The following is a 22,900-nucleotide window of genomic DNA, read 5'->3' as shown; positions in this document are numbered from 1 at the left end:
GCCGTATGATTATTAAAGTCCGTTTAATCCCCACCGCGGGACGTAACGAAGTAATTAGCCGCATCGGTAGCGTACTACGGGTGAAAATTAAAAACAAAAAAGTAGACGACGAGCCGGCTAACGCGATGATGAAAACTTTTTTGGCTGATTTCTTTAACGTAAAAGAAGAAAGCATTATTATTGTCAAAGGCAACAAAGGCAAAGAAAAAACGGTAGAAGTGCGCGATAAAAGCGAAGAAGAACTACGCCAAATTATGGACTCTATTCCGTAGATTTAAGCCGTCTAACGTACACATAATAACACCCCCGTTTTCGCCTCCACGGCGAGCATCGGGGGTGTTTTATGATGTCCTTTCTTACGGCAAATCATAATACCGATAAGAAGTAGGGGCACTATCAAAGGTGGCTTTTTCCACCTGGGCACAAAATTTATTATCACTATCACTCCCTACAAGTTCAATACAACGCATTTTTTCTAACTGTGGATTAAAGGTAAATCCTCCACATTTATAAGATCCACTCGTCCATAATGCAAATATCTGAAAACCGGCCGTAATAAGTATTTGAAAATCTTTCCCATTACGTTTGACATCCGTTCCACCGCTGGCCGTGGAATTTGGACAAGGCATATTTGTTGCCGGTTGAAGCGGCATATCAATATCTAACTCATCAAAGTTCTTTGCATATTCCCCATTGGCTAAATAGTAGCGCTGTTGGGCTTGCCCCACCGTAGCAACTAACGTTTTTAATTGCACATTGCGCGATTTCCAAACTGCTTTTTGGTACTGCGGCAACGCCACCGCCGCTAAAATGCCGATAATGAGCACGACCACTAATAATTCAATGAGCGTAAAACCCATAAAATTAAGCTTGTCATCCCCGAGTGTTTCTGTCGGGGATCTTCTCTTTGTGTTCCCCAAGAGGTTGAGATTCCCGACAACATGCCTCGGGAATGACATTTTTATATTTTTACTTTCTTTTTCCATAAAACGCCTCCTTTGTTTCATTTAATAAAATGTAGCAAAAAAAAAAAACGATGTCAAGTTTTATTTTTTACGACACAAAAATTGCAATAAAAAACCCCGCCACGCAAGCGGGGGTTTTAATTGCCAAGTTAGTACGATGCAAAGAGTTGCCTAAAACTTTTACAGAAATTTCTGCCCCGCTCAGTATATCCGGCACAAGACCCAAAACCCGCCATCGTTTGTGCGGCTGCAAATTGCAATTCTTTATTTTCCATACACTCCGCGTGGGTGCTGTTCTTTCCCGGGCAATAATAAAAAATAATGCCACCGCCTGTATTATCAATATGAAAATCTTTTCCGCATGACCATAATTGCCCCACAGACCCACCACCGGTTTCCCAACAAGACGAAGGCATTTCTACATCCAATAAATTAACATCATACGTGTATTGGCCCGTCGCCAAATAATGGGTATGCTTAGCGGTAATTAGTGTTTTTAAAAGAGTCATATAAGGTTGCACCCGCGATTTTAATACCGCTTGTTGGTATTGCGGCAACGCCACCGCCGCGAGTATGCCGATGATAAGAACAACAACAAGCAGTTCAATAAGAGTAAATGCTTTGATGTTAAAAATAAATTTGTCATTCCGTACTTGATACGGAATCTCACCGCTCTCTAAAACAGCAACAAGGTGAGATCCTGAATCAAGTTCAGGATGACGTTTATTTTTATTTTCTCTTAAACTACCTTTAAAATATCTTTCTTTTTGCATAAAAAATTCCTCCATTTGATTTTTGTTTAATAAAATTAAATCAAAAAAAAAAACAAAGTCAATAGACAATTTTTTTACGACGGAAAAACGTTTCAACTAATATAAAGGGCCCAGATGCCGCCTAGGTCTTTTGGCCCTTTTTTCCTACGCGCAAGGCCACTAAACTATGAATGTCAAACGAAACAAATTCTACGGCTCAAAAGGACTAAATATGCTTCTGGCAAACGGGTTATCTTTAAGCGGCACGCCGTCCAATTATTGGTATAATAACAATATGCAGACACTACCCTTGTTTGATTTTGACAAAACCCAAGCACGTAACTTGGAAGCTACTTCTTTAATCGGCATTGACGAAGCCGGGCGCGGCCCTTTGGCAGGGCCCGTAGTCGCCTGTGCGTGTTATATACCCGATGAACTCGGCCCATCTTTTGCCGACGTAAACGACAGCAAAAAACTAACCGCCGCCAAACGAAACGAACTGTTTGAACGACTTACCCATAGCGAAGTTTTATACGGCGTCGGTTTTGCTACCGCGGCCGAAATTGACCAACTCAACATTTTACAAGCTACCTTTTTAGCCATGCGTCGCGCCGCCCAAAAATTTGTAAAAATTCCGCAAGCCGTCGCGTTAATTGACGGCCCATATACTGCGGCCGGCTTAGAGATGCGCCAACAAGCCGTAGTGGACGGAGATGCCAAATCGCTTGTCATTGCGGCGGCCAGTATTATTGCCAAAGTTACGCGAGACCGCTACATGGCAGAACTGGATAAAATTTATCCCGGTTATAATTTTGCCGGACACAAAGGGTACGGTACCCCCAAACACATGCAAGCACTCAAAGCGTTAGGACCGTGCAAAGAACACCGCACCTCTTTTGCGCCCGTGCGAAACATTTTACACGCACCCGCACTACCTTTATGAACACCCGCCAAACCGGAAACGAAGGCGAAGAACAAGCCGCCCGATTTTTACGTAGCCAAGGTTATCAAATTTTGGCGCGCAATTTCAGGGCCGCCGGGGGCGAGTTGGATATTGTCGCCCGGCATAAAGACACCCTTGTTTTTGTAGAAGTAAAGACGCGCGCCTCTGCGGCTTTTGGTGGCCCGGCGGCCGCCGTTACCCGCACCAAACAACAACGCATTACACGCGCCGCGATGCAATATCTCAAAGCAAAGTCGCCAAAATTTGATAGTATAAGATTTGACGTAATATGCATTCTGCCGGACACGATTGAACACATCCCAAATGCGTTCATTCCCGCCAGAACTACTTTATAATTGGGAGGAAACTATGCCGCAACTAGCACAAATTAAAAAAGCCGTCAGCTTTATTAACAAAAAAACAAAAAATTTTAAACCGCAAATCGGTCTTATTGCCGGATCGGGTTTAGGTTGGGCCATTCCCCCGTTAGAAAAAAAAGTAATTGTACCGTACACCACGATTCCCGGTTTTTTGCAAAGCACCGTGCCGGGTCATGCGGGCAATTTAATTTTTGGCGAATATAAAGGTACAAAAATTGTCGTCATGCAAGGGCGTTTCCACTTTTACGAAGGGTACCAAATGAAAGAGTTTGCTATTTCCGTGCGCACGCTCAAAATGTTAGGCGTAGAAAAATTGCTCGTCTCCGGCGCGGTGGGCTCCATGGATAAACAACTCCCCCCCGGCTCGTTATGCGTACTCAAAGACCACATCAATTTCATGTGCAACAACCCGCTGATCGGTAACAGCCGCGAGCCGGAATTTGGGCCGATGTTTTTTGATTTATCCGAAGCGTACGACAAAACCATGCGCAAAGTCACATTAGCCGCGTGTAAAAAAATTGGCCTAAAAGCCAAAGAAGGCGTGTATATCGCCGTCACGGGTCCCAACTTTGAAACCCCCAGCGAAATTCAAATGTTTAAAAAATGGGGTGCTAGCGTAGTCGGCATGTCCGTCGTGCCGGAAGTATTAGTGGCGCGCCAATGCGGTATTAAAGTGTTGGGGCTGGCTGTGGTAACCAACATGGGTTGCGGCATTGAGAAAAAACCGCTCTCGCACGAACAGACGATCCGCGAATCTAAAAAAGCAGAAATCAACTTCAAAAAACTGATGGAAATTTTGTTTGTAAAACTATAAGAAAACAGCCCGCGCGTGTTGAACTGCGCGCGGGCTTTTTACGTATGGCAAAAGATATTAAACGACTTGGCAAAGAAACTTTAGTGTACGGCACTTCTACGGTGCTGGCGCGACTGCTCAACTTTTGTTTAGTTCCGTTTTACACGTATTATTTAGTGCCGGGCGAGTACGGTATTATCGCCACGATTTTTGCGGCTATTGCGTTATTTAACGTGGTCTTTTTATTTGGGATGGACCAAAGTTATTTGCGCTTTGCTAGTGACGCTACCGACAAAAATAAAGTCTTTCGCCAATGTTTCTACGGGGTCCTACTCAACGGCCTTGTGCTGGGCGGGTTACTCTGGCTGTTTAACGGAGCCGCCGCGCGTATTATCGGCATCCCGGCGGAAGAGGGCTATTTGCTGAAATTAGCCGCCGCCATTTTGTTTTTAGACGTGCTTAACATGATCCCGTTTACCAAACTGCGCTTAGAGCGGCGTGCATGGTATTTTGCGGGCGTGCGCACGGCTTCTATCGTCGTAAACGTGCTTGGAAACATCTATTTTATCGCCGTACTTCACAAAGGGATCGCGTCTATTTTGTGGGCAAACATTTTTGCTTCTTTAGCATCACTTTTGTTGCTTTCCCCCGTGGTGTACAGCGAACTCAAACAAAATTTTTCGTTCCGCTTTGACGGTAAGTTAGAGCGCGAATTACTCACGTTTGCGTGGCCGTTTGTACCGTCGGGGCTAGCCAGCTTATTTGTCAGCGTGATTGACAAACCGATTTTGGTGCATTTGGCAGGGCCGGCGCAAGTGGGTATTTATCAGGCCAACTTTAAAATCGGCGTGTTTATGATGCTGATTGTTTCCATGTTTGATCAAGCATGGCGGCCGTTTTTCCTCGCCCACGCCAAAGACGATGATGCCAAAGATACGTTCGCGCGCGTGTTCTCGTTTTTCGTGGCGATTGCCGGGTGGGTATTACTGGGTTTAATCTTCTTAATGCCCGATATTATCCAAAGTAATTTGTTTGGCTCTTTCCACCTAATTGCGCCTGCGTATTGGAGCGGACTTCCTGTAATTCCGCTCGTGTTAAGCGGATATTTTTGCTACGGACTTTACGTCAATTTTATGATTGGCCCGGTGCTTACCAAAAAAACGCGCGTGCTGTTGTGGATTACCTTGCTTGGGGCACTCGTCAGCATTAGCACCAATTTGACATTAGTGCCGCACCTGGGCATTTTGGGAGCTGGTTGGGCGGTGGCACTTAGTTACGGGGCCATGGCATTGGCGCTGTTTTGCTTTACGCGCCGCGTCTATCCGATTCCGTACGAGTATAAAAAACTGGCCGCGCTTGTGGTGCTTGGCACGGCAACCGTCGTATTGTGCAAAGCGTTTGGCGACGGGCTGGCGGTAAAAATAATTTTGTTAAGTATCTATCCGGCTATAATGGCACTTATCTTAAAAAGGGAAAATTAAATATAATGAATTTAATGCGAGTTTATTTTTCAATTTTTTTCTTGTTGTTATGTATCCCTTTTGCACACGCACAAGGGCAAGTAGCTGCGCTGCAAAAAGCAGTTACCCGGCAAGCATTTAATGCCCGGCAACTCAGCCAACTTTCGCAAATTTCCAACCAACTGTTACAAACCAAACTCCGCGCTTTCTTCCGGCCGGCCCCGGACACTCCCTCACCGATACAGTTTAACTTTTCTTCGCTAACAAATGCGGCGGGAGTTTTTCGCATACAGCGTCATGAAGATTCGGCTTTTCCGGCTTCGGCCTTTGCCGTAGAAGTAGACGGACACCTCTTCGGCGTTACAGCCGGGCACGTCATGTATAACTCCGCCCGGTTAGAGGACCGGCAACGGTTGGAACGCTTGCGCGCCGCAGGACAAGAGGTCCCCCCCTTTACCCACTTGCCATTTGCCCGTTTTGCCAAAGAGAACGGCGAATTTTTAACTTTACCGATTGCTAACTTTCGGCTCAGCAACATTTTTGGCACGGATGTAGCCGTCTTTGAAATTCCGTCTCAGGCCCGTCCGTATGTGCAACCCTTACCGATGAGTGCCACCCTGCCGCAAGTAGGACAAAGTGCCAGTATATCCGGTTTTGCGGCCGATCAGCCGTTGCATTTTGCCAAAGAAGAAGTATTATTTTCCAGCATATACCGTCTTATTTTACGCAATTCTAACGAGAGGGCCACTACCGGCATGTGCGGTTCCCCCGTTACGGCAAACGGTCAAGTAGTCGGTATATATGTGGGCTTTGTGCAAGAAGATAAAATACAAAACACCTCTTTATTCTCTCTTACCCAACCCGTTAAAAAAGAAAACGAAACACTGCCGGATATCCATTGGGTAGCCCCTATTTCTCTGATTATGCCGCTTGTGGATGAAATGTTAGGCACCACCCACCGTGAGCAAAATCTTATTTTAAAAGCCGCCGCACACCCGGTAGCGGTATTACGCCCGGAGGAACGGATTTTATCGGTAAGTTTAATACGCAATGCCGAAAAAATCGGCTCGGTCAGCGCGCAGGAACTAACCGACCCGGAACATTTAGAAGAATTTTTTGAATTACAACCCAACGATATTTTGCGCATTCACATAGAATCTGACGCAAACGGCCTTGCTGCCAAAAAAATATTTTTCTACGATGTCAACGTTTCTACCGGCCAAGTGATTCGTTCAGAGACTTCGGCTAAATAATTTTTCAAAAGATCCTTTTAACACGAAACAAGTTAATTATTTCAAACTAATTAGGGTAAGCAAAACTTCTATATTACCGTCCTTGTAGATCAGCTCATGCGGTACTTGCATACTACCGCTGTCATTAGCCGGGGCATACTCGCTGTAAAACAAATCGGCGGTGTTTAGCGTGGTAATTGTTTGAGCCGCATACGGGTATGTTTGCGAGGGCTTATACATCAGCCGCACCGACGCTTTTTTATTTTTATATGTTACGGTAAGTGTATTGGTTTCTGTCCGGTAGCGTCGGTATACACCCACGTCTGCCAACAACAAATTTAAAAACTGGTTGATTCGTCCGCGCACAAAAGACGTGTCAGCATCTTTGAATAAATAGCGGTACGCGATCCCCGCCGGAGTAACGGTGGCTTGCATCACGCGGTATGCACCCGCCGTCATCACGGACACTTCAAATTCTTCATCGCCGATTTTTTGGGCCACCAATACGCCCTCTAAGCCCATATCGTTCATCGTGCCTACTACTTTAAAGGCGGCGCGCGTAGCACCTCCCACAAAAAAATCTACTTTCTTCGTCGCGTGCACTTGAGGCGGCACTTGTTTAATTTGCCCCCCCGCACACGCACCTAAAAATACGGCCACACAAAAAATTGAAATTTGTTTGAACATATCGCTCTCCTTATTATGATATTATAGATATTATGGGTAGATTTGTCCTTTATCTCTTTACGTTTTGTGCGTCGTTTGCGTGTACGCGTGCCGCTCTGCCGCTACTGGCGCGCACGTGCGCTTTGCGCTTAGTAGACAAACCCGGCGGACTTAAAACCCACGCACACGATGTGCCCGTTTTAGGCGGTTGCGGTATTTTTGCGGGGCTGTGTGCTACATTGATACTGATTCGGATATGCACGCAATTTCCGACGGGGACTTTGCACAGTTTGCGCGGTATTATTTTGGGCGGTGCGCTGATTTTTGTGATGGGCCTGTGTGATGATTTACGCAAACCGCAAGGGCTTAGCGTCTGGACAAAACTGCTCTTGCAAATGGCCGCTACGGCTTGTTTAATTTACTACGGTATTGTGATACGCGTTTTTCCTTCGCCGTGGCTTGCTTATCCGCTTACGTTTTTGTGGGTAGTCGGGCTTACCAACGCATTTAATTTATTAGATATTGTGGACGGGCTTTGTACCTCACAAGCGATTGTATGCACGTTGGGGCTTGCGCTGATCGCACTGCCGTCTGAATTTATTTATGTCAATTTTGCAGCTCTCTCTTTATTAGGCGCGTGCGTGGCATTTTTACCGTTTAATTTTTCCCGCACACACAAACTTTTTCTGGGTGACAGCGGGTCTAATCTACTCGGTTTTTTGATTGCCGCACTGTGCTTGGGAACAGGATACAGCCACCTGTCTAACTGGGGCTTTTTAGCTCCGCTTCTCATCGTATTTGTACCAATAGCCGATATTTCTTTTGTAACGCTTGCGCGCCTCATGCAAGGCAAAAACCCGTTAAAAGGCAGTAACGACCACGCCGCCTTGCGCTTACGGGCACGCGGTTGGACGGATAAACGGCTTGTATGTACCTTTGCGTTGGGAGCGTTAATTGGCAACCTACTGGCATTTATCGTTACGTTTTGTCCGCCTGCGTGCACAGCAATTATTTTGCTGGGCGTTATATTGGCGGCCCTTGTACTAGGTTACCGACTTTTCCGTACCGGGGGCCCGCATGCACGTTAACTGTTTAATTTTAGGAGGCGGACTCACCGGGCTGAGCACCGCCTATCACTTGCAACAGGCCGGACATAGCGATTATCTTGTATTGGAAAAAGAAAACGAGCCCGGCGGTCTTTGCCGCAGTATTTACAAAGACGGTTTTACGTTTGATTACAGCGGACACTTACTGCATTTACACACGTTGCAAGGCAAAAAACTCGTCCGGCAACTGTTGGGCACGAATTTGCACCGTTTGCCACGCAACGCGTGGATATATACAAAAAACTCCCGCGTGCCGTTTCCGTTTCAAGCACACCTGTACGCTTTGCCGACAGACGTGCGGCGCGCGTGTGTGGAAGGATTATTGGCCGCCAAACGCACAGCAAAAACACCTCCCCGTAATTTTGAAGAATTTTGTTTGCGTGCGTTTGGCAAAGGTATCTACCAAGCGTTTATGCGTCCGTACAATACTAAACTTTGGGGACGCGCGCCGCGCGAGCTGACTTGCGAGTGGTGCGGTCCGTTTGTTCCCGTACCGTCTGCTGCGCAAATCAAACAAAGTGCTGTTAAAAAGCCGTCCAAACCGTTTGGTTACAACGCGTCATTTTATTACCCCAAGCAGGGCGGTTGTGGCGCGTTGGCGTACGCGCTTGCGGCGCGTGTAAAAAATTTGCAACTAAGCACCCCGGTTACGCACATTGATTTAAAAAACAAAACCGTACGGGCCGGAAACAAAAGTTTTTCATACGATTATTTAGTCAACACGTTGCCGCTTACGGCATTTGTAAATTTACTTCAAGACAAAGCCGGGCTTTCCCGCTTTTCACGCCAATTAGCGTGCCAACCGGTAACCGTGTATCACGTAGCGTTTAAAGGCAAAGCGCCGTCTTTTCATTGGATATATACTCCGGATAAACAAGACCCGTTCTACCGCGTAGGAGTGCAAAGTAGTTTCGCCGTGTCTAATGCGCGAAAAGGGTGTTATTCGCTCTACGTAGAACTGCCCGGCCGGGTACGTCCGTCGCGTACGCGTGCGCAACAAATTCGCCGGGCACTTGTTCAAAAAGGTATAATATCTGGTAGCGACGAAAAATTAGTTGAGTTTTGGCAGACGTTCCCCTGTGCATATGTCGTTTACGATAAACACCGCACACCTGCCGTACAACGCATATTAAACGATTTACAATCGCACGGTTGCTTTTGTGCGGGCCGGTACGGCTTGTGGGAATATTCGTTTATAGAACGCTCGCTCTTGCAAGGCAAAGAGCTTGCCAAACAATTAGCCAGTGAGGTGTTATGAAGGTACTTGTTTTTGGGGGTAGTTTTGATCCCGTCCATAAAGGCCACGTGGCGCTACTGCGCCGGGCCATTAAAAAAATTTCGCCCGATGTAACCCACATCGTCCCGGCGTATCACTCGCCGTTTAAGGCCAAGTCGCCCACGCCGTTTCGCTTGCGCATGAAAATGCTTAAGTTGGCGTTTGCCGGCCTGAGCAAGCACCTCATTTTTGACGATTATGAACTGCGCCAAGGCGGTAAAACATATACTTACCAACTGGTACACTACCTGCAGAAACGCTACGATAACCCGGAAATTTATTTGCTGGTCGGTACCGATTGTCTGAACGATGTACATAACTGGAAAAACCCGCAAGTCATTTTTGACAACACCACCGTTGTCGCCGGAAAACGCAAGGGCTATAACGAAAACCCAGCTAATTTTAAACATATTTTCTTGCCCGGGTTTTTCCCTAAATTATCTTCCAGCCGCGTGCGCGCGCACATTTTATCGTGTGGGAATATCCCCGATACCGTCCCGCCGCAAATTGCCCAAACGATTTATAAACACCAACTCTACGGTTTGGATATTCACGAGTGGCTCAAAGCACATTTAAAACCCAACCGCTATTTGCACTCGTGTAAAGTGGCCGAAATGGCAGCCGCACTAAGCGATATTTACGACGTCAATGTGGAAACGGCCGTGCGTGCGGGCATTTTGCATGACGCGGGCAAAGGTTTCTCCGGCGAAGAACTGATCCGCTTTTGCCGGACCCACAAAATTAAAGTACCGTTTTTTGAGGATATCTGCCGTCAAGAGCCCAGTTTACTGCACAGTTTTGTATCGGCGTGGTTGGCCAAACATACCTTCGGTGTCAAAGATCCGCAAGTCATCCGGGCCGTAGCGGAACATACACTGGGCAGTTTAAGCATGAGCACGCTGTCTAAAATCTTATTTGTGGCGGATATTTCGTCCAAGGACCGCAAGTATAAAGACGCTTTTCTCATCCGCAATTTAGCCATGCAAGATTTGGACAAAGCCCTTTGGTATGCCGCCAACCGAAAACTGCTTTTTACGATTGATTCGCAAAAATGGCTCTGCCCGTTAGGAATTGATTTATGGAATCACCTGGTCAAGCAAGGAAAATAATTGAACGAATTTTACTCGCAATATTAGTGGGCGCGTTGGGGTGGAGTGCGTACATACAAAACCGCTCTCACATCGTACAATACACAGCCGCGCACGATAAGACCCCGTTGGAAATTACCTTGCTCACCAGTCCGGCGATGTTTGTTACATATACGCCTTCCACCCGTAAAGCCGAAGTGCGCGTTTTATCCGAAAAAAAACATTTCAAAGATCCTAAAGAACGAATCCAAAAAGCATTGGAAGCCGACCGCATTTCCCCCCAGTTACCGCTTAAATACTTTGAACCGGTCCAAACGGATCGCGCTGCCTTTTGGGAAGATTTCAAACGCGTGCTTTCCAAATGGCGCTACAATCCGTTACTCACCGTGTATGCGGCCGGAGCTTATTTATCGGCATTGCACGATCGGCGGACCAATTTGTCGGTAGCGGAATTTGCCTTTTTAGCCATGGAGCTTACCCAACTGGAAACCAACGATTTTATCGTACGGTTGCCGCAAAAATCTTCCAAAAAGAAAAAGGTTTCACTCCCGCTTAGTGAGGACATTTCCTCCCCGGACCGCGCTCCCTTGGCCCTGCAAGACCGCCCAATTATCGTAGAGGTATTAAACGCATCCGGCCGCAAGGGGCTTGCGTTGGAGCTTACCCAGTACTTGCGCGAGCAAAACACCAAAGAACTCTTGCGCGTAGACGTATTGCAATACGACAATTACCCCTCTATCCAAGAAACTTCATGGATAGAAAATTACTCCGGCCAACCCGTTGCCTTAAAACAACTGGGTAATGCCATCGGCATTACGGGCGAAATTCGCGCGGGGTCGTCCCCCAATGTCATTTGCGATACGCGCATTATTTTGGGTAAAGACTTTAAAATGCCGCTTTAACCTACGCAAACTCCCGTCAAAAAATGCTAGACTAAAAGGAGCACCATTTAAGAGGAACAATTATGAACACAAAAGAACTGGTTTGTTTGGCCGCCCGGTTGGCCGATGATAAAAAAGCCGAAAATATCAAAGTGATTGACTTGTGCGGTCTTTCGTCTTTGTGTGAATTTATTTTGATTGTTACGGCTACGTCTAAACCTCACTTAGACGCCGTGGAAGAAGAAATCAGCAAAAAACTTAAAGAACAAGGCGTTTATAAATTAAACCGCGACGGCCGCGAAAGCAATCTCTGGCGCGTAAGCGATTACGGCAGTTTTTTAGCCCATATCATGACGCAAGAAGCACGTGATTTTTATGCCTTGGATAAAATCTTCAGCTTCGGCAAAGAAGTGGACTTTACTAAACCCGTCAAAAAAACGGTCAAAAAAACAACGGCTAAAAAAACTGCCGCCAAAAAGAAAACTACCCCAAAAGCAACGGTTAAAAAAGCTACACCGAAGAAGAAAACCACTACTAAAAAGACTGCTACCAAAAAAACGGTAGCTAAAAAAACTACGAAGAAGAAATAAACTATGTTAGAAAAACTTAAACAGGATATTCATTTAAAACTTTCCCGTGCAGACTATTTCAAAGGATTTGAACTCCCGGAAGTAGATTTTGCCGTTGCCCCCGCCCATACCGGGGCCGACATTTCGCTTAATTGGGCGTTATCGGTTGCCAAAAAAATGCACAAAAACCCGCTGGAAATTGCCAAAGAAGCCAGTGCGTTACTCTGTGAGCTGACAGCTATTAAACAAGCCGTGGCCGTTCCCCCCGGGTTTATTAACGTGACGTTGGAAGATGCGTTTGTGATTAAAATTGCTTCCGACCGCCGCATCAAAGACCCGCGCCATGAAAATTCCCGCCAAAACATTTTGATTGAATTTGTTTCCGCCAACCCGACGGGCCCCTTACACGTAGCCAGCGGACGCGGAGCCAGCTTGGGCGACAGCTTAGTGAAAATTCACCGCGCACTGGGCTATTCGTGCGACAGCGAGTATTACGTTAACGATGCCGGTAACCAAGCCGAACTGTTAGCCGTATCGCTAAAGGCCCGCAAAGAAGGCAAAGAGCCGCCGGAAAACGGATATCACGGCTCGTATTTAGTGGAACTGGCTAAACGCATCCCCGCCGATTTACCCGAAAAAGAATATGGACGTTGGGCCATGGAAGAGCTCATCAAGACCCAACAACGAGATATGAAAGATTTTCACGTAGATTTCACGCGTTGGTTCCGCGAGTCGGACTTGCACCAATCTAACGCGGTGCAATCTGCCTTGCAAGATTTAACCAAACAAGGATACACGTATAAAAAAGAAGATGCGGTATGGTTTGGCTCCACAAAAGACCAAGAAGCACAAGATGACAAAGACCGCGTACTCGTGCGCAAAGACGGACGTCCGACGTATTTTATGGCTGATATTGCTTACCATAAAAATAAATACGACCGCGGATATACCACGCTCGTAGATATTTTAGGAGCAGACCACCACGGTTATGTGCCGCGTATGAAAGCCGCCGTACATGCGCTGGGACATGACGAAAAATCGTTTGTGCCGATTATTCACCAACTGGTGCACCTTACCGAACACGGCGAACAAGTCAAAATGTCCAAACGCGCCGGTCATTTTATTACTTTGCGCGAACTTATGGACGACGTAGGAACCGATGCGTGCCGTTTCTTCTTCGCCAGCCGCACGCCCAATGCCCACATGATTTTTGATATGGACCTGGCTAAAAAACAAACCAACGAAAACCCCGTGTTTTACGTGCAATACGTACATGCGCGCATCCACTCCATTTTCAAAGCCGCGCAAGAGCAAGGTTTTACCCGCTACGACGGAATTACAACGCCGCTAGCCCCGCAAGAGCGCGCTTTGCTGCTTAAACTGATTTGGTTTAAACAAGTCCTGCGCAACTGCGTAGCCGACTTAAGCCCACATCATTTGACGACGTACCTAATTGAACTGGCGGGCTTATTTCATGCGTTCTACGACACGTGCCGCGTGGTAGACAAACAACACCCGGACTTGACCCTCTCGCGCTTATTTATTTGCGGACGGGTAGCCGAACGCATCAAAAAAGGGTTGGAATTTATCGGCGTAAGCGCGCCGGAACAAATGTAGCGGGATAAACAAGTGGACATCAGTTATTTATTATTTTTGCAAAACTTCCGCAATGGTATCCACGACGCATGGACGCCGTTTTTGGAAGGCGTTTCTCTTTTTGCAATAACCTATTTACTTTTGTTACCCGTGTTTATGTACTGGTGTTTAAGTAAACGCAACGGACTATATATAATCTGCGCTACTTACTTGTCACTAGCACTTAATGCCGTAGTGAAGTTATCCGTGTGTGCTTACCGCCCGTGGATACGCGATGCGCGCATTATCCCTGCCAATAACGCTACCAAGACGGCCACCGGATATTCTTTCCCCAGCGGGCATGTGATGGGTGCCACCCCCATTTATGGTGGATTGGCTGTTTGTTTTTGGAATAAGAAAACAACCCGTTGGCTTTCCGTCCTATGTGTACTGGCTGTTTTAGTCACAGGTTTTTCCCGTAATTATTTGGGGGTTCATACGCCACAAGACGTCGGCGTGGGTTTCATTTTGGGTGTATTGGCTTTGGTAGCCACCGCGTGGGTAATGCACCACCCCGAGTATGAAAATAAATGTTTGTTGGGCGGCCTTGTATTTTGTGCGTTGGCTCTGCTCTACATTACCTTTAAACCTTATCCGATGGACTACGTGGATGGAAAACTGATAGTAGATCCTACCAAGATGATAAACGACGGTTACCACCACATCGGAGAATTTGCCGCCTATTGTGTAGCGCGCTACATTGAAAAACGGTGGATAAACTTTAAAGAAACCGGATTTAATATCAAAGGTATTTTCTTGGCATTTATCGGAATGATACCATTATGTTTCATGATTACCCACCTGCGTGCGCCCTTTATTGTGTGGTTGGGCGAATATTGGGGCCGATTTTGCACACAAAGCTGCATTGTTATTTACATCGTAGCCCTCTATCCCCTGGTCATTAAGTGGTGCACCCGCCAAAAAAATTAGTTGCTACAAAACATATTAAAATATTTCTTCCACTGTTTTTTAATAAAAAGTCTTATCTTTTTTTCCAAACGCAGATTAGAAGCATTGGTAATACATAGGGCAGGTATTACATAGTCCGGCCCGTATTTTTTTAATAACCAGCAACATCTGTGTTGGCCGTCACACAACACGTAATCCTCCGCGCGTACAACAGGCATATATGTTTCGTCATAACCTGTTTGTAAAGAAAGAATTAAGGCCCCAAACCGTTGGGAGGACATAGAAAAACCAGATAATCTTTTGTTCTCTATACAATAATCATTGTATTGTTGCATATGCCCCTCTAAATACTGATATGCGTGAGTATGTTGCAACTCTAAAATTTTTCCGTTCCACTCCCGCCTGATTTTTCCTAAAGAAAGCTTTTTAATTTCATAAAGTATTAGTCGCCCTTCTAAGTTTTTATAAAAAAATTCATAATCTACGTGAACGCGTTTATCTTCCAACAAACGCAAGGCAGTATATTTTTGGCAATATTTTAGCTTGCACCCATAACGCGGGTGCGCTGTCTTTTGTCCAAAGAACTGATATCCCAAAGGTTCAATAAAAGCACACAATAACCGCTCTAGCGCATGCGCCGAGGAAAACTGTCCTCTTTCCGTTGGCACAAAATCGTCCGCGACAATCGGCCATTTTTTTACTTGTTGCAATAACGAAGCTTTCATAGCAAAACAAGTCCCCGCCACAAAATGATACCGAGGATTTATATCAATGTGCCATCGTTTAGCATACGTTTTGGTAAATGCTTGTTTATGTTTAGGGTCACAGACAATTAAATTCTCTGCCGCCACGATCCCCACTTGCGGATTAGTATAAAGGTGTTGGATAGCGGTATGCACGGAAAAACCACCTAAAATACCGTTAAAAAGATTATAAAACCAATCCTTCTTTTTAAAGATTTGATTATAAATAAAAATAAACTTACGTTTCGTTCCTTTGGTGTGCAACTTATAGACAATATCGTATTTGGATAAATCTATTGTTGAAAGAACTCCCCAAAAAGGGGCAACATCCCATCCTTTATTTTCACAAGGGAAAAAACAGGTGTTCAACTTAAATTTCTTAATGTTAGCTAGCACTTTCACATTTGTCTGTTCAGGTATATATGTAACCATCAAGTCATACGTATATGGGCTCAAATTTCGTAAATATTTTTTGATAGTTGGCCAAGCATGCTCATAATACAAGTGCAAAATGACCAAAATTTTACACGAGCGATTTTGTTGGATTTGTTTTCTAAAAATCCAACGCCCCACAAGATGTTCAACATAATTATCGGACATAATAAATACTCCCAAATAAACTCTTTTACAACCCGGCGGCAAGCAGCTAATCCCAGTTACTTGCCACCGGGGACTATTCGGATACACCCCATGAGAGAGCGGTCTTATCCGATTAGGCCAAATGTATCGGCCGCACAAAGTCGGCCTAATTAAAAACTATCAAAAAAAAAAACGATGTCAAGTAAAATTTTCAGTAGGCGGTTTTTTGCCTATTTCTTCCGTCAAACGGGGATGGCTTTTTTGCTACAATTTGAATAAGGAGAGTTGTTATGAAAAAAATCATTTCTTTTGCGTTATTGTTATTTTTCCCGTTTGGACTAAACGCCCAAACGCTGTCGGCCGCCGATAAGGCCTACCAAGAAAGTGACTTCGCAACCGCCAAAACTCAATACGAAAAAATTATACCTTCTGCTACCGGAACGGACCTTTATCACGCCCAGTTACGCGCCGCCGCGTGCAGTTACAGTTTAGGCGAATTTTTAAATGCCGCTGTCTCTTTATACGACTATCCGCTACCCCAAGACCCGCTTTGGAAAGCCCGTTTTTTGCTCTACCGCATCCACATGGCCCAACAAGTTTCCGGCGTGTACCGTCCGATTTTAAACGCTACCCAAATTGAGTCAACCGACGATACCTCCGATAAAAACCAGTGGACCCGCAAAGAATGGCAGGCACAAATAGACCGCGATTTTCGCCAACTATGGGCCTTGCGGGATACCCTGCTCGTCAGCCCCATTGAGCAGGAAAATCTGATTTTGCAACTCACTAATACCGATACCCAAAAAATTCCTACCTTATTTGATTTTACCGTTTCCCAATGGCGCCAATATTTACAACAAAACAGCACGCTTGCTGTGACTCCGCTAGATCCGGCGCACCCGTCTTATTTAGGAGGTCACGCACGGCTCAAAGAAGGCGAACATAAACCTACCGCGTTACTGATTTCGCAATTACTGGCCGCCGCCGCTAACGCCGAAGGAAACAACCGCCACAATGCCCGCCTGTTTTGGGCGGTGGACCAATTGCTCCAACCGTTAAATAGTACGGCTTTTGTGTTGGAAAACGAAGAAAAAGCCCGCCAATTTGCGGCGGACCAATTACAACTTTTATCCGGCAAAACAACGCCTAAGACCTCGTGGTGGAACCGGCTTAAAAATTATGCCACCCATACTTCCAATATAAGTTACGGGCGAAGTTACGCAGCGTTGGAACTGGCCCGTTTGCGCTACGACCAAAAACAATTTCCGCAATCGCTGGAAATTTGTGAATATGCCAAACAGCAATTAACCCCGTCGTACTACACCCAACAATGCGCCGAACTGGCAGAACGCATTACCCGCGTGGAACTTTCCATCCAAAGCGACAAACCGTTTAACCGCCAAAAACCGGTATTACCTTTTTCGGGCCAAAATTTACACCGCGTATATGCACGGGTATATCCGACTACGTTTGAAGAGCTGACCCAATTATACCGGGCCCACTACAACCGCCGCACCGTCAATTCATGGGGGCAAGTTACCCATTTAGATTCGCAAGACATCCCCACCTTTTTAAGCCGCACCCCGCGGTATGAAAAATCGGTTCAGGTTACTTACGAAGAAGTCGGCAAAGCGCAACAAGGCGAGTTGACGTTGCCGGTATTAGACGAAGGATTTTACGTCGTATTATTATCCGTGCAGCCGGATTTTGATGTTAAGAAAGATTCCGTTTACGGTTGGGTTGTCAACGCTACCGATTTAGCTGTCTTTGCCACCGCCGCTTTGCAGGCGGACCCGGCCGACTACGTAGCCCAACGCACCGCTCCGGCCAAAACTTTACGTGCGCCGCTTTTCCATATCTACGCCGTAGATTTAAAAACCGGACTGCCGCAATCCGCCACTTCTTTACAACTAATTACCGATTGGAACGGCGCACGTGAGAATGCCACCACCTCGCAAGACGGCACATTTGACGTTGTGCGTTCGGTGACGGTATCGCCCAAAGAAAACGTGCAAAATACGGGGTACTCCTTAGATGTATTAGCCACCCAAGGCCCGTCCACCGCTTTTGCGGCTAATCGGTTGTATTTCCATTTTTACAACAACGCCCCCGTCCAACTCTTTGCCCAAACCGACCGGCCTATTTACCGCCCCGGGCAAAAAGTGCTTTTATCCGCACAAGCATTAGAACGCTTACCGCGCGGTCTAAAAACATTGGGAGATAAAACCGTTAAATTTCAAATAACCGACCCGAACGGTAAATCGGTCTTTTCGGCCAGTCCGCGCGCTAATGCACTGGGCACGGCACAAGCCGAATTTACCGTGCCGGAAAATAATTTACTGGGTACTTATTCCATCAATGTTTCCTTAAATACCGACGGGAGAACGTATCACGCCTATCACGCTTTTCGTGTAGAAGAATATAAACGCCCCGACTACGAACTTATTTTAGATGAACCAAAACACCCCTTGGAATATGGCAAAAAAGCGGCACTTTCCGGCACAGCCCGGTACTATATGGGCACGCCGTTAGAAAAAGCCAAAGTAACCTACACGCTCAAGCGCAAAAATTATTTGCCGCCGTTTTACTGGTGGTGGGTACGGCCTTTTAATAACGAAGAAAAAATTATTTCACAAGGCCAAACCTCTACCGACTCTAACGGCCGCTTTACCGTTGAATTTACCCCCACCCGCCAAAATGAAGATGAAGAATTTGCCCGTTACGAACTAGAGGCCAACGTCTTTGATGAAAGCGGACGCACGATTTCTTCGTCGCGCACGTATAAAATAAGCGCGCACCCGCATTTATTGCGTGTGCAATTTACGCAAGGTTTCTACGATGCAAGTAAAACAGCGGAACTTGCCGAAATTGATTTAACCGACGTGGAAGGGAAAAGTGTTACGGGCAAACTTAACCTGCAAATCGCCCGTTTGGAAGACCGCCAACCCACCTCCGGCGACCTCCGTTGTTATAATTGCACCGCTAACACGCTGGACGAATCTTATAAAGACTTCGCCCAAACCACTATTGTACAAACGCAAACGCTTTCCTTTCAAAAACCGGGCGCGCAAACGGTGCAACTGCCCGCCTTGCCCGAAGGCGTATACCGCTTAACACTTAGTAGCGAAAAAGCCGCCAAACAAAGCATGGTCTTTGTGGTAGCGGAAGAAAAATCATCCTTAAAATTACCGGATGTAGCGCTGCCCCAACACGCCACCTATTATCCCGGCGATAAGATGCGCATGCTGATAGGTGCCGGCAATTTGGCAGGGACCAAACGCGTGGAAATTTACCAAGAAAACCAATTCTTAACTTACCGTACTTTATTGCAAGGCGGCGCGGAAATTTTCACGTTGCCTGTTACGCAAAATCACCGGGGCGGCTTGGCGTTACGTTGGTTTGGCGCAAGCGATTATGTGTTTCACAATGCTACTGCGTCCGTGCAAGTACCGTTTGATAACAAACAATTAGACGTGCGCGTCAACACGCCGGATACCGTTTTACCCGGTCAAAAAATAAATTGGACGTTGCGCGTCAAAGATGCTACCGACTCAGCTGTCAACGGACTAGTCAATGTAACTGTTTACGATAAATCGTTAGATTACTATGCCCCCAACAAACCGTCTTTAGAGTTTAACCAACTCTACACCCAACACACAAACACAGCCGATCTTGCCGCCAGTCGCCAAGGCCCGGCCACTACGGCGTATTACAAACCGTCTGATCATAAATTCTCTTCGGACAAATTCTCTTTATTGCCGCTACCTACGCTTAATTTACAAATGATGACCCGCGGCTTTGGGCGCAAAAGTTTATCTTTCGGCGCGGCTCCCATGATGGCCATGGCTAAAGCCGATACAGCTGTCATGCGTAACGCGGCCATGCAAGATATGGCTATGGAAGAAAAAGCTACTTTTGACGGTGCTTTTGACACAGCCGAGGCGGTTAAAGGAGCGAAGGAAACGACATCTCCCGATACGTCTATGATCCGTACCGATTTTTCGGAAACGGCGTATTTCAACCCCTCACTTGCGCTTAGCGGAGGCAAAGCGGTTCTTCAATTTACGTTGCCGCAAACGCTGACTACGTGGAATTTGTTTGGCTTTGCGCTCACACCAAACGGGTTATTCGGTGCGTTTAACGGCTCGGTACTCTCGCGCAAAGATTTAATGTTACGCTTGCAGTTACCGCGCTTTTACCGCGAACAAGACCACGGTGTTATTCAAGCGGCCCTAACCAACCAATCGGCTAAAAAAATGACGGCCCGGGTAACGCTGTCGGTCACGCAAAACGACCAAAACGTACTGGCTGATTTTGGCATTACCGAAGCGGAAAAAACCGTTGTATTGCCGCCTAACACAACCCAGTTTGTCAACTGGGAAATTACCGCTCCTTCCCGCCCGGACTTGTACCAAATAACGGCGATCGTCCGCGCAGGAACGCAAAGTGACGGCGAACAAAAAACACTCCCCGTGTTGCCCGGCAAAATGCGGCTACTGGCAAGTGTACACACCGCCCTAAAAAACGGGCTGAACACGTTGGAGCTAAGTGAATTAAAAACCGTTCCCGCCACAGACGTGGAACTAACCGCCTTAACACTCAACCCGAGTTTGGCGTTATCGGTTATTAACTCTATGCCCAATTTGCTTTCGTCGCCGTATAAAGACTTGGTATCCTCGCTAAACCGTTACGTGCCTTTAACGGTAGTACACCAATTTTATACGACGTATCCGCAATTAAAAGAAGCCGTTAAAAAGTTGCCAAAACGCACCGGGCGCACGGCATCTTGGAACGAAAACGACCCGTTACGTTTGCAACTATTAGAGCAAACGCCGTGGTTGCGTCAAGCGCAAGGACGCGTGGCCAAACAAACCGATATTATTAACTTGTTTGACGATAAAATAGTAGCCGCGCAACTGGAGAAAGAACTTAAAAACATTACCAAGTTGCAAAACACAAGCGGTGCGTTTACGTGGTTTGCAGGAGGGCCCGACGATAATTACCTCACGCTTTATGCGTTGCAATCCTTTGGCGAAGCATTAGCGTATCAAGCCAAAATTGCAGAGGCACCCGCCAAAAAAGCGTTGCGCTATATCGTGCCGCAAATTGAAAAACAGCTCAAGCAAGATGAAAACGGATCGGCGCGAACGGTTGCGTTTGCGTTATATGCGGCGTACACCTTGTCTGCTTTCCCGCAGACGTGGCCGGAAATGAGCACCGCCAAACCCTACATCAAGCGTTGGATAGATTACGCCGACACGCAAAAAGCGTTTATGACGCCGCTTGGGCAAATTTATGCCGCGGCCGTCTATCACCGTTTGGGCGACGACGTCAAAGCCAATGCGTATTTGGACCTCGTGCTTTCGCGCCTCAAACAAGATCCGTTGACGGGTGCGTATTTTGCGCCGGAAGCGCAAAGTTGGCTTTGGTACAACGATACGCTTTCCACGCAAACGGTTACGTTGCGAACGCTATTAGAAATGCGCCCGCAATCAGACAAAATTGCGCCGATGCTCCAATGGCTGTTGTTCAACCGTCAGGTCAATGATTGGACTAATACCAAAGCCGCTACACAAGCCGTGTTTACCGTGCTAAACGTAATGCAAGCGCAAGGGGCTTTATCGCAACCGTCTAATTATCAACTCAACTGGGCAGGCGAAACAAAAGCGATAAAATTTGAGCCGTTAGATTGGACGGAAGATTTGCAATTTGTCCGCACGGGCGCGCAGGTAACGCCGGAAACGTACCGGGCTGAAATTACGAAAGAAAGCCCCCAAACGGACTTTGCGTCGCTTAATGCGGTGTACCGCGCGCATGATGTAAATACTTCGCCCAAGGGTGTGATTAACGTCAGTCGGGCGTATTTCTTACGTGTCAAGGACGGTAACGAAACGAAACTGCGTCCGCTAACTAACACCGATATCGTACGTGTAGGCGATGAAATAGAAGTACACCTCACGCTGGATACGGACAGCGCATTTGAATATGTAATGTTGGACGACCCCAAACCCGCCGGGTTTGAGAGCGATGAACTGCTTAGCGGTTGGACATATCAAAACATCAGCTTCTACCGCGAAGTAAAAGACAGTGCCACGCACTTCTTTATCAATTGGCTCCCGCGCGGCACGGTTACACTGCGCTACACGTTACGCCCGACGGTAAGTGGGCAACTGCACGCGCTCCCGGCGCAAGTACAGTCTATGTACGCGCCCGAATATGGCGCACACAGCGCAAGCCGCAGTTTTAACGTAGAAAAATAAAAAGAAGTAAATTTGAAAACCCCCGGTAAATACACCGGGGGTTTTATATGTCGGTATTTTTAATAGTTCCAAACGGTCCAATTTGCAGTTGAATATTCTGCTGTATGTCCTGTTTCACTGATACATATCCGGCTTTGCACAGAAGATAAATTATGTGCACCGCCCGCCACACACTGGCGAACGCCTTGATAAGAAGCATTCGTAGCATGATCATAATATATTTGATATTCCATATTGATGTCATTATTGTGGCAATAGACCAAATGTCTTTCTATGGTGCAATACCCCCAAGCATAATTTTGGGTGTCTGTTTCGGAATCTCCCACCGCAATAGACAGTTCGGAAAATGTGGGAGCATAACCACCATTAGCCAAATAATACACTTCTTGAGCTTGTGCAATACTGTTTGTTAAATTTTTCATCGTCGCATAGCGGCTTTTCCAAACTGCTTTTTGATATTGCGGAACAGCCACCGCCGCTAAAATGCCGATGATTAAAACTACTACTAATAATTCAATCAACGTAAATGCTTGCTTGTTTTTCATACAACCTCCTTTATATCATCAAATAAAATGTAGCAAAAAAAAAAACGATGTCAAGTTTTATTTTTTCTCTCGCTATATCCCGCATAGAAACTCTGCGGGATGACGAGCGAGAGAAAAA

The 22,900-nt window shown here is 46.4% G+C and carries 19 protein-coding genes; 14 read left to right on the top strand and 5 right to left on the bottom strand.

Features of this window, described 5'->3' with window-relative positions; all coding sequences use genetic code 11:
• The first annotated feature begins 5 nt into the window (after positions 1 to 5).
• The gene (locus ACQY2W_RS02020) at positions 6 to 272 is read left to right on the top strand and encodes a DUF167 domain-containing protein (RefSeq protein ID WP_428048914.1); all 267 of its coding nucleotides are present in this window, start codon (positions 6 to 8) and stop codon (positions 270 to 272) included.
• An 84-nt stretch (positions 273 to 356) separates the two neighbouring features.
• Here the strand turns inward: ACQY2W_RS02020 and ACQY2W_RS02015 are convergent, their stop codons facing one another.
• Together ACQY2W_RS02015 and ACQY2W_RS02010 are read right to left on the bottom strand one after the other, a co-directional pair.
• Positions 357 to 986 (bottom strand): type IV pilin protein, encoded by a 630-nt coding sequence (locus tag ACQY2W_RS02015; RefSeq protein ID WP_428048913.1) that lies wholly within the window; start codon positions 984 to 986, stop codon positions 357 to 359.
• Between the two features lie 128 nt (positions 987 to 1,114).
• On the bottom strand, positions 1,115 to 1,738 hold the full coding sequence (locus ACQY2W_RS02010; protein ID WP_428048912.1) for a type IV pilin protein: 624 nt from the start codon (positions 1,736 to 1,738) through the stop codon (positions 1,115 to 1,117).
• 211 nt (positions 1,739 to 1,949) lie between these two features.
• Between ACQY2W_RS02010 and ACQY2W_RS02005 the strand changes: the two genes are divergently transcribed.
• From ACQY2W_RS02005 to ACQY2W_RS01985, 5 genes are read left to right on the top strand one after another with little or no spacing between them, the layout of a single operon-like run.
• The gene (locus ACQY2W_RS02005; protein WP_428048911.1) at positions 1,950 to 2,660 is read left to right on the top strand and encodes a ribonuclease HII; all 711 of its coding nucleotides are present in this window, start codon (positions 1,950 to 1,952) and stop codon (positions 2,658 to 2,660) included.
• Positions 2,657 to 3,016 carry a YraN family protein gene (locus tag ACQY2W_RS02000; RefSeq protein ID WP_428048910.1) on the top strand — a complete coding sequence of 120 codons (360 nt, stop codon included), beginning with the start codon at positions 2,657 to 2,659 and terminating at the stop codon, positions 3,014 to 3,016. The genes ACQY2W_RS02005 and ACQY2W_RS02000 overlap by 4 nt, the downstream gene beginning before the upstream one ends.
• A gap of 13 nt (positions 3,017 to 3,029) precedes the next feature.
• Positions 3,030 to 3,854 carry a purine-nucleoside phosphorylase gene (locus ACQY2W_RS01995; RefSeq protein WP_428048909.1) on the top strand — a complete coding sequence of 275 codons (825 nt, stop codon included), beginning with the start codon at positions 3,030 to 3,032 and terminating at the stop codon, positions 3,852 to 3,854.
• Positions 3,855 to 3,898: 44 nt separating this feature from the next.
• Positions 3,899 to 5,314, top strand: coding sequence for a lipopolysaccharide biosynthesis protein (locus tag ACQY2W_RS01990; protein ID WP_428048908.1), 1,416 nt, complete (start codon positions 3,899 to 3,901; stop codon positions 5,312 to 5,314).
• Positions 5,315 to 5,319: 5 nt separating this feature from the next.
• Positions 5,320 to 6,546 carry a hypothetical protein gene (locus ACQY2W_RS01985; RefSeq protein WP_428048907.1) on the top strand — a complete coding sequence of 409 codons (1,227 nt, stop codon included), beginning with the start codon at positions 5,320 to 5,322 and terminating at the stop codon, positions 6,544 to 6,546.
• A gap of 36 nt (positions 6,547 to 6,582) precedes the next feature.
• Here ACQY2W_RS01985 and ACQY2W_RS01980 read toward each other — a convergent pair whose 3' ends face one another.
• Positions 6,583 to 7,212 (bottom strand): hypothetical protein, encoded by a 630-nt coding sequence (locus ACQY2W_RS01980; RefSeq protein WP_428048906.1) that lies wholly within the window; start codon positions 7,210 to 7,212, stop codon positions 6,583 to 6,585.
• 32 nt (positions 7,213 to 7,244) lie between these two features.
• On the opposite strand from ACQY2W_RS01980, the gene ACQY2W_RS01975 reads away from it, so the two are divergent.
• The 7 genes from ACQY2W_RS01975 to ACQY2W_RS01945 all read left to right on the top strand — a co-directional run bounded on the left by ACQY2W_RS01975 (position 7,245) and on the right by ACQY2W_RS01945 (position 14,676).
• Positions 7,245 to 8,279, top strand: a complete 1,035-nt coding sequence (locus tag ACQY2W_RS01975; protein ID WP_428048905.1) for an MraY family glycosyltransferase — start codon at positions 7,245 to 7,247, stop codon at positions 8,277 to 8,279.
• Positions 8,269 to 9,555 carry a protoporphyrinogen/coproporphyrinogen oxidase gene (locus tag ACQY2W_RS01970; protein ID WP_428048904.1) on the top strand — a complete coding sequence of 429 codons (1,287 nt, stop codon included), beginning with the start codon at positions 8,269 to 8,271 and terminating at the stop codon, positions 9,553 to 9,555. Before ACQY2W_RS01975 ends, ACQY2W_RS01970 begins: the two co-directional genes overlap by 11 nt.
• Positions 9,552 to 10,682, top strand: a complete 1,131-nt coding sequence (locus ACQY2W_RS01965; RefSeq protein WP_428048903.1) for a nicotinate-nucleotide adenylyltransferase — start codon at positions 9,552 to 9,554, stop codon at positions 10,680 to 10,682. Before ACQY2W_RS01970 ends, ACQY2W_RS01965 begins: the two co-directional genes overlap by 4 nt.
• Positions 10,652 to 11,563, top strand: a complete 912-nt coding sequence (locus ACQY2W_RS01960; protein ID WP_428048902.1) for a LytR C-terminal domain-containing protein — start codon at positions 10,652 to 10,654, stop codon at positions 11,561 to 11,563. The genes ACQY2W_RS01965 and ACQY2W_RS01960 overlap by 31 nt, the downstream gene beginning before the upstream one ends.
• Positions 11,564 to 11,625: 62 nt before the next feature.
• On the top strand, positions 11,626 to 12,132 hold the full coding sequence (rsfS, locus tag ACQY2W_RS01955) for a ribosome silencing factor (RefSeq protein WP_428048901.1): 507 nt from the start codon (positions 11,626 to 11,628) through the stop codon (positions 12,130 to 12,132).
• Between the two features lie 3 nt (positions 12,133 to 12,135).
• Positions 12,136 to 13,728, top strand: coding sequence for an arginine--tRNA ligase (argS, locus tag ACQY2W_RS01950; protein ID WP_428048900.1), 1,593 nt, complete (start codon positions 12,136 to 12,138; stop codon positions 13,726 to 13,728).
• Positions 13,729 to 13,740: 12 nt separating this feature from the next.
• The gene (locus tag ACQY2W_RS01945; protein WP_428048899.1) at positions 13,741 to 14,676 is read left to right on the top strand and encodes a phosphatase PAP2 family protein; all 936 of its coding nucleotides are present in this window, start codon (positions 13,741 to 13,743) and stop codon (positions 14,674 to 14,676) included.
• Here ACQY2W_RS01945 and ACQY2W_RS01940 read toward each other — a convergent pair.
• Positions 14,673 to 15,998, bottom strand: coding sequence for a rhamnan synthesis F family protein (locus ACQY2W_RS01940; RefSeq protein ID WP_428048898.1), 1,326 nt, complete (start codon positions 15,996 to 15,998; stop codon positions 14,673 to 14,675). The two genes, ACQY2W_RS01945 and ACQY2W_RS01940, sit on opposite strands and share 4 nt — an antisense overlap.
• A gap of 269 nt (positions 15,999 to 16,267) precedes the next feature.
• Between ACQY2W_RS01940 and ACQY2W_RS01935 the strand changes: the two genes are divergently transcribed.
• Positions 16,268 to 22,237 carry an MG2 domain-containing protein gene (locus ACQY2W_RS01935; protein WP_428048897.1) on the top strand — a complete coding sequence of 1,990 codons (5,970 nt, stop codon included), beginning with the start codon at positions 16,268 to 16,270 and terminating at the stop codon, positions 22,235 to 22,237.
• Positions 22,238 to 22,296: 59 nt separating this feature from the next.
• Here the strand turns inward: ACQY2W_RS01935 and ACQY2W_RS01930 are convergent, their stop codons facing one another.
• On the bottom strand, positions 22,297 to 22,782 hold the full coding sequence (locus tag ACQY2W_RS01930; protein ID WP_428048896.1) for a type IV pilin protein: 486 nt from the start codon (positions 22,780 to 22,782) through the stop codon (positions 22,297 to 22,299).
• Positions 22,783 to 22,900 lie beyond the last annotated feature (118 nt).

The organism is Candidatus Avelusimicrobium caledoniensis (assembly GCF_902756455.1).
In the GTDB taxonomy this organism is placed as follows: domain Bacteria; phylum Elusimicrobiota; class Elusimicrobia; order Elusimicrobiales; family Elusimicrobiaceae; genus Avelusimicrobium; species Avelusimicrobium caledoniense.
Note: the sequence above shows the minus strand (reverse complement) of the source record. Positions and strands in the feature narration are given on the sequence as shown.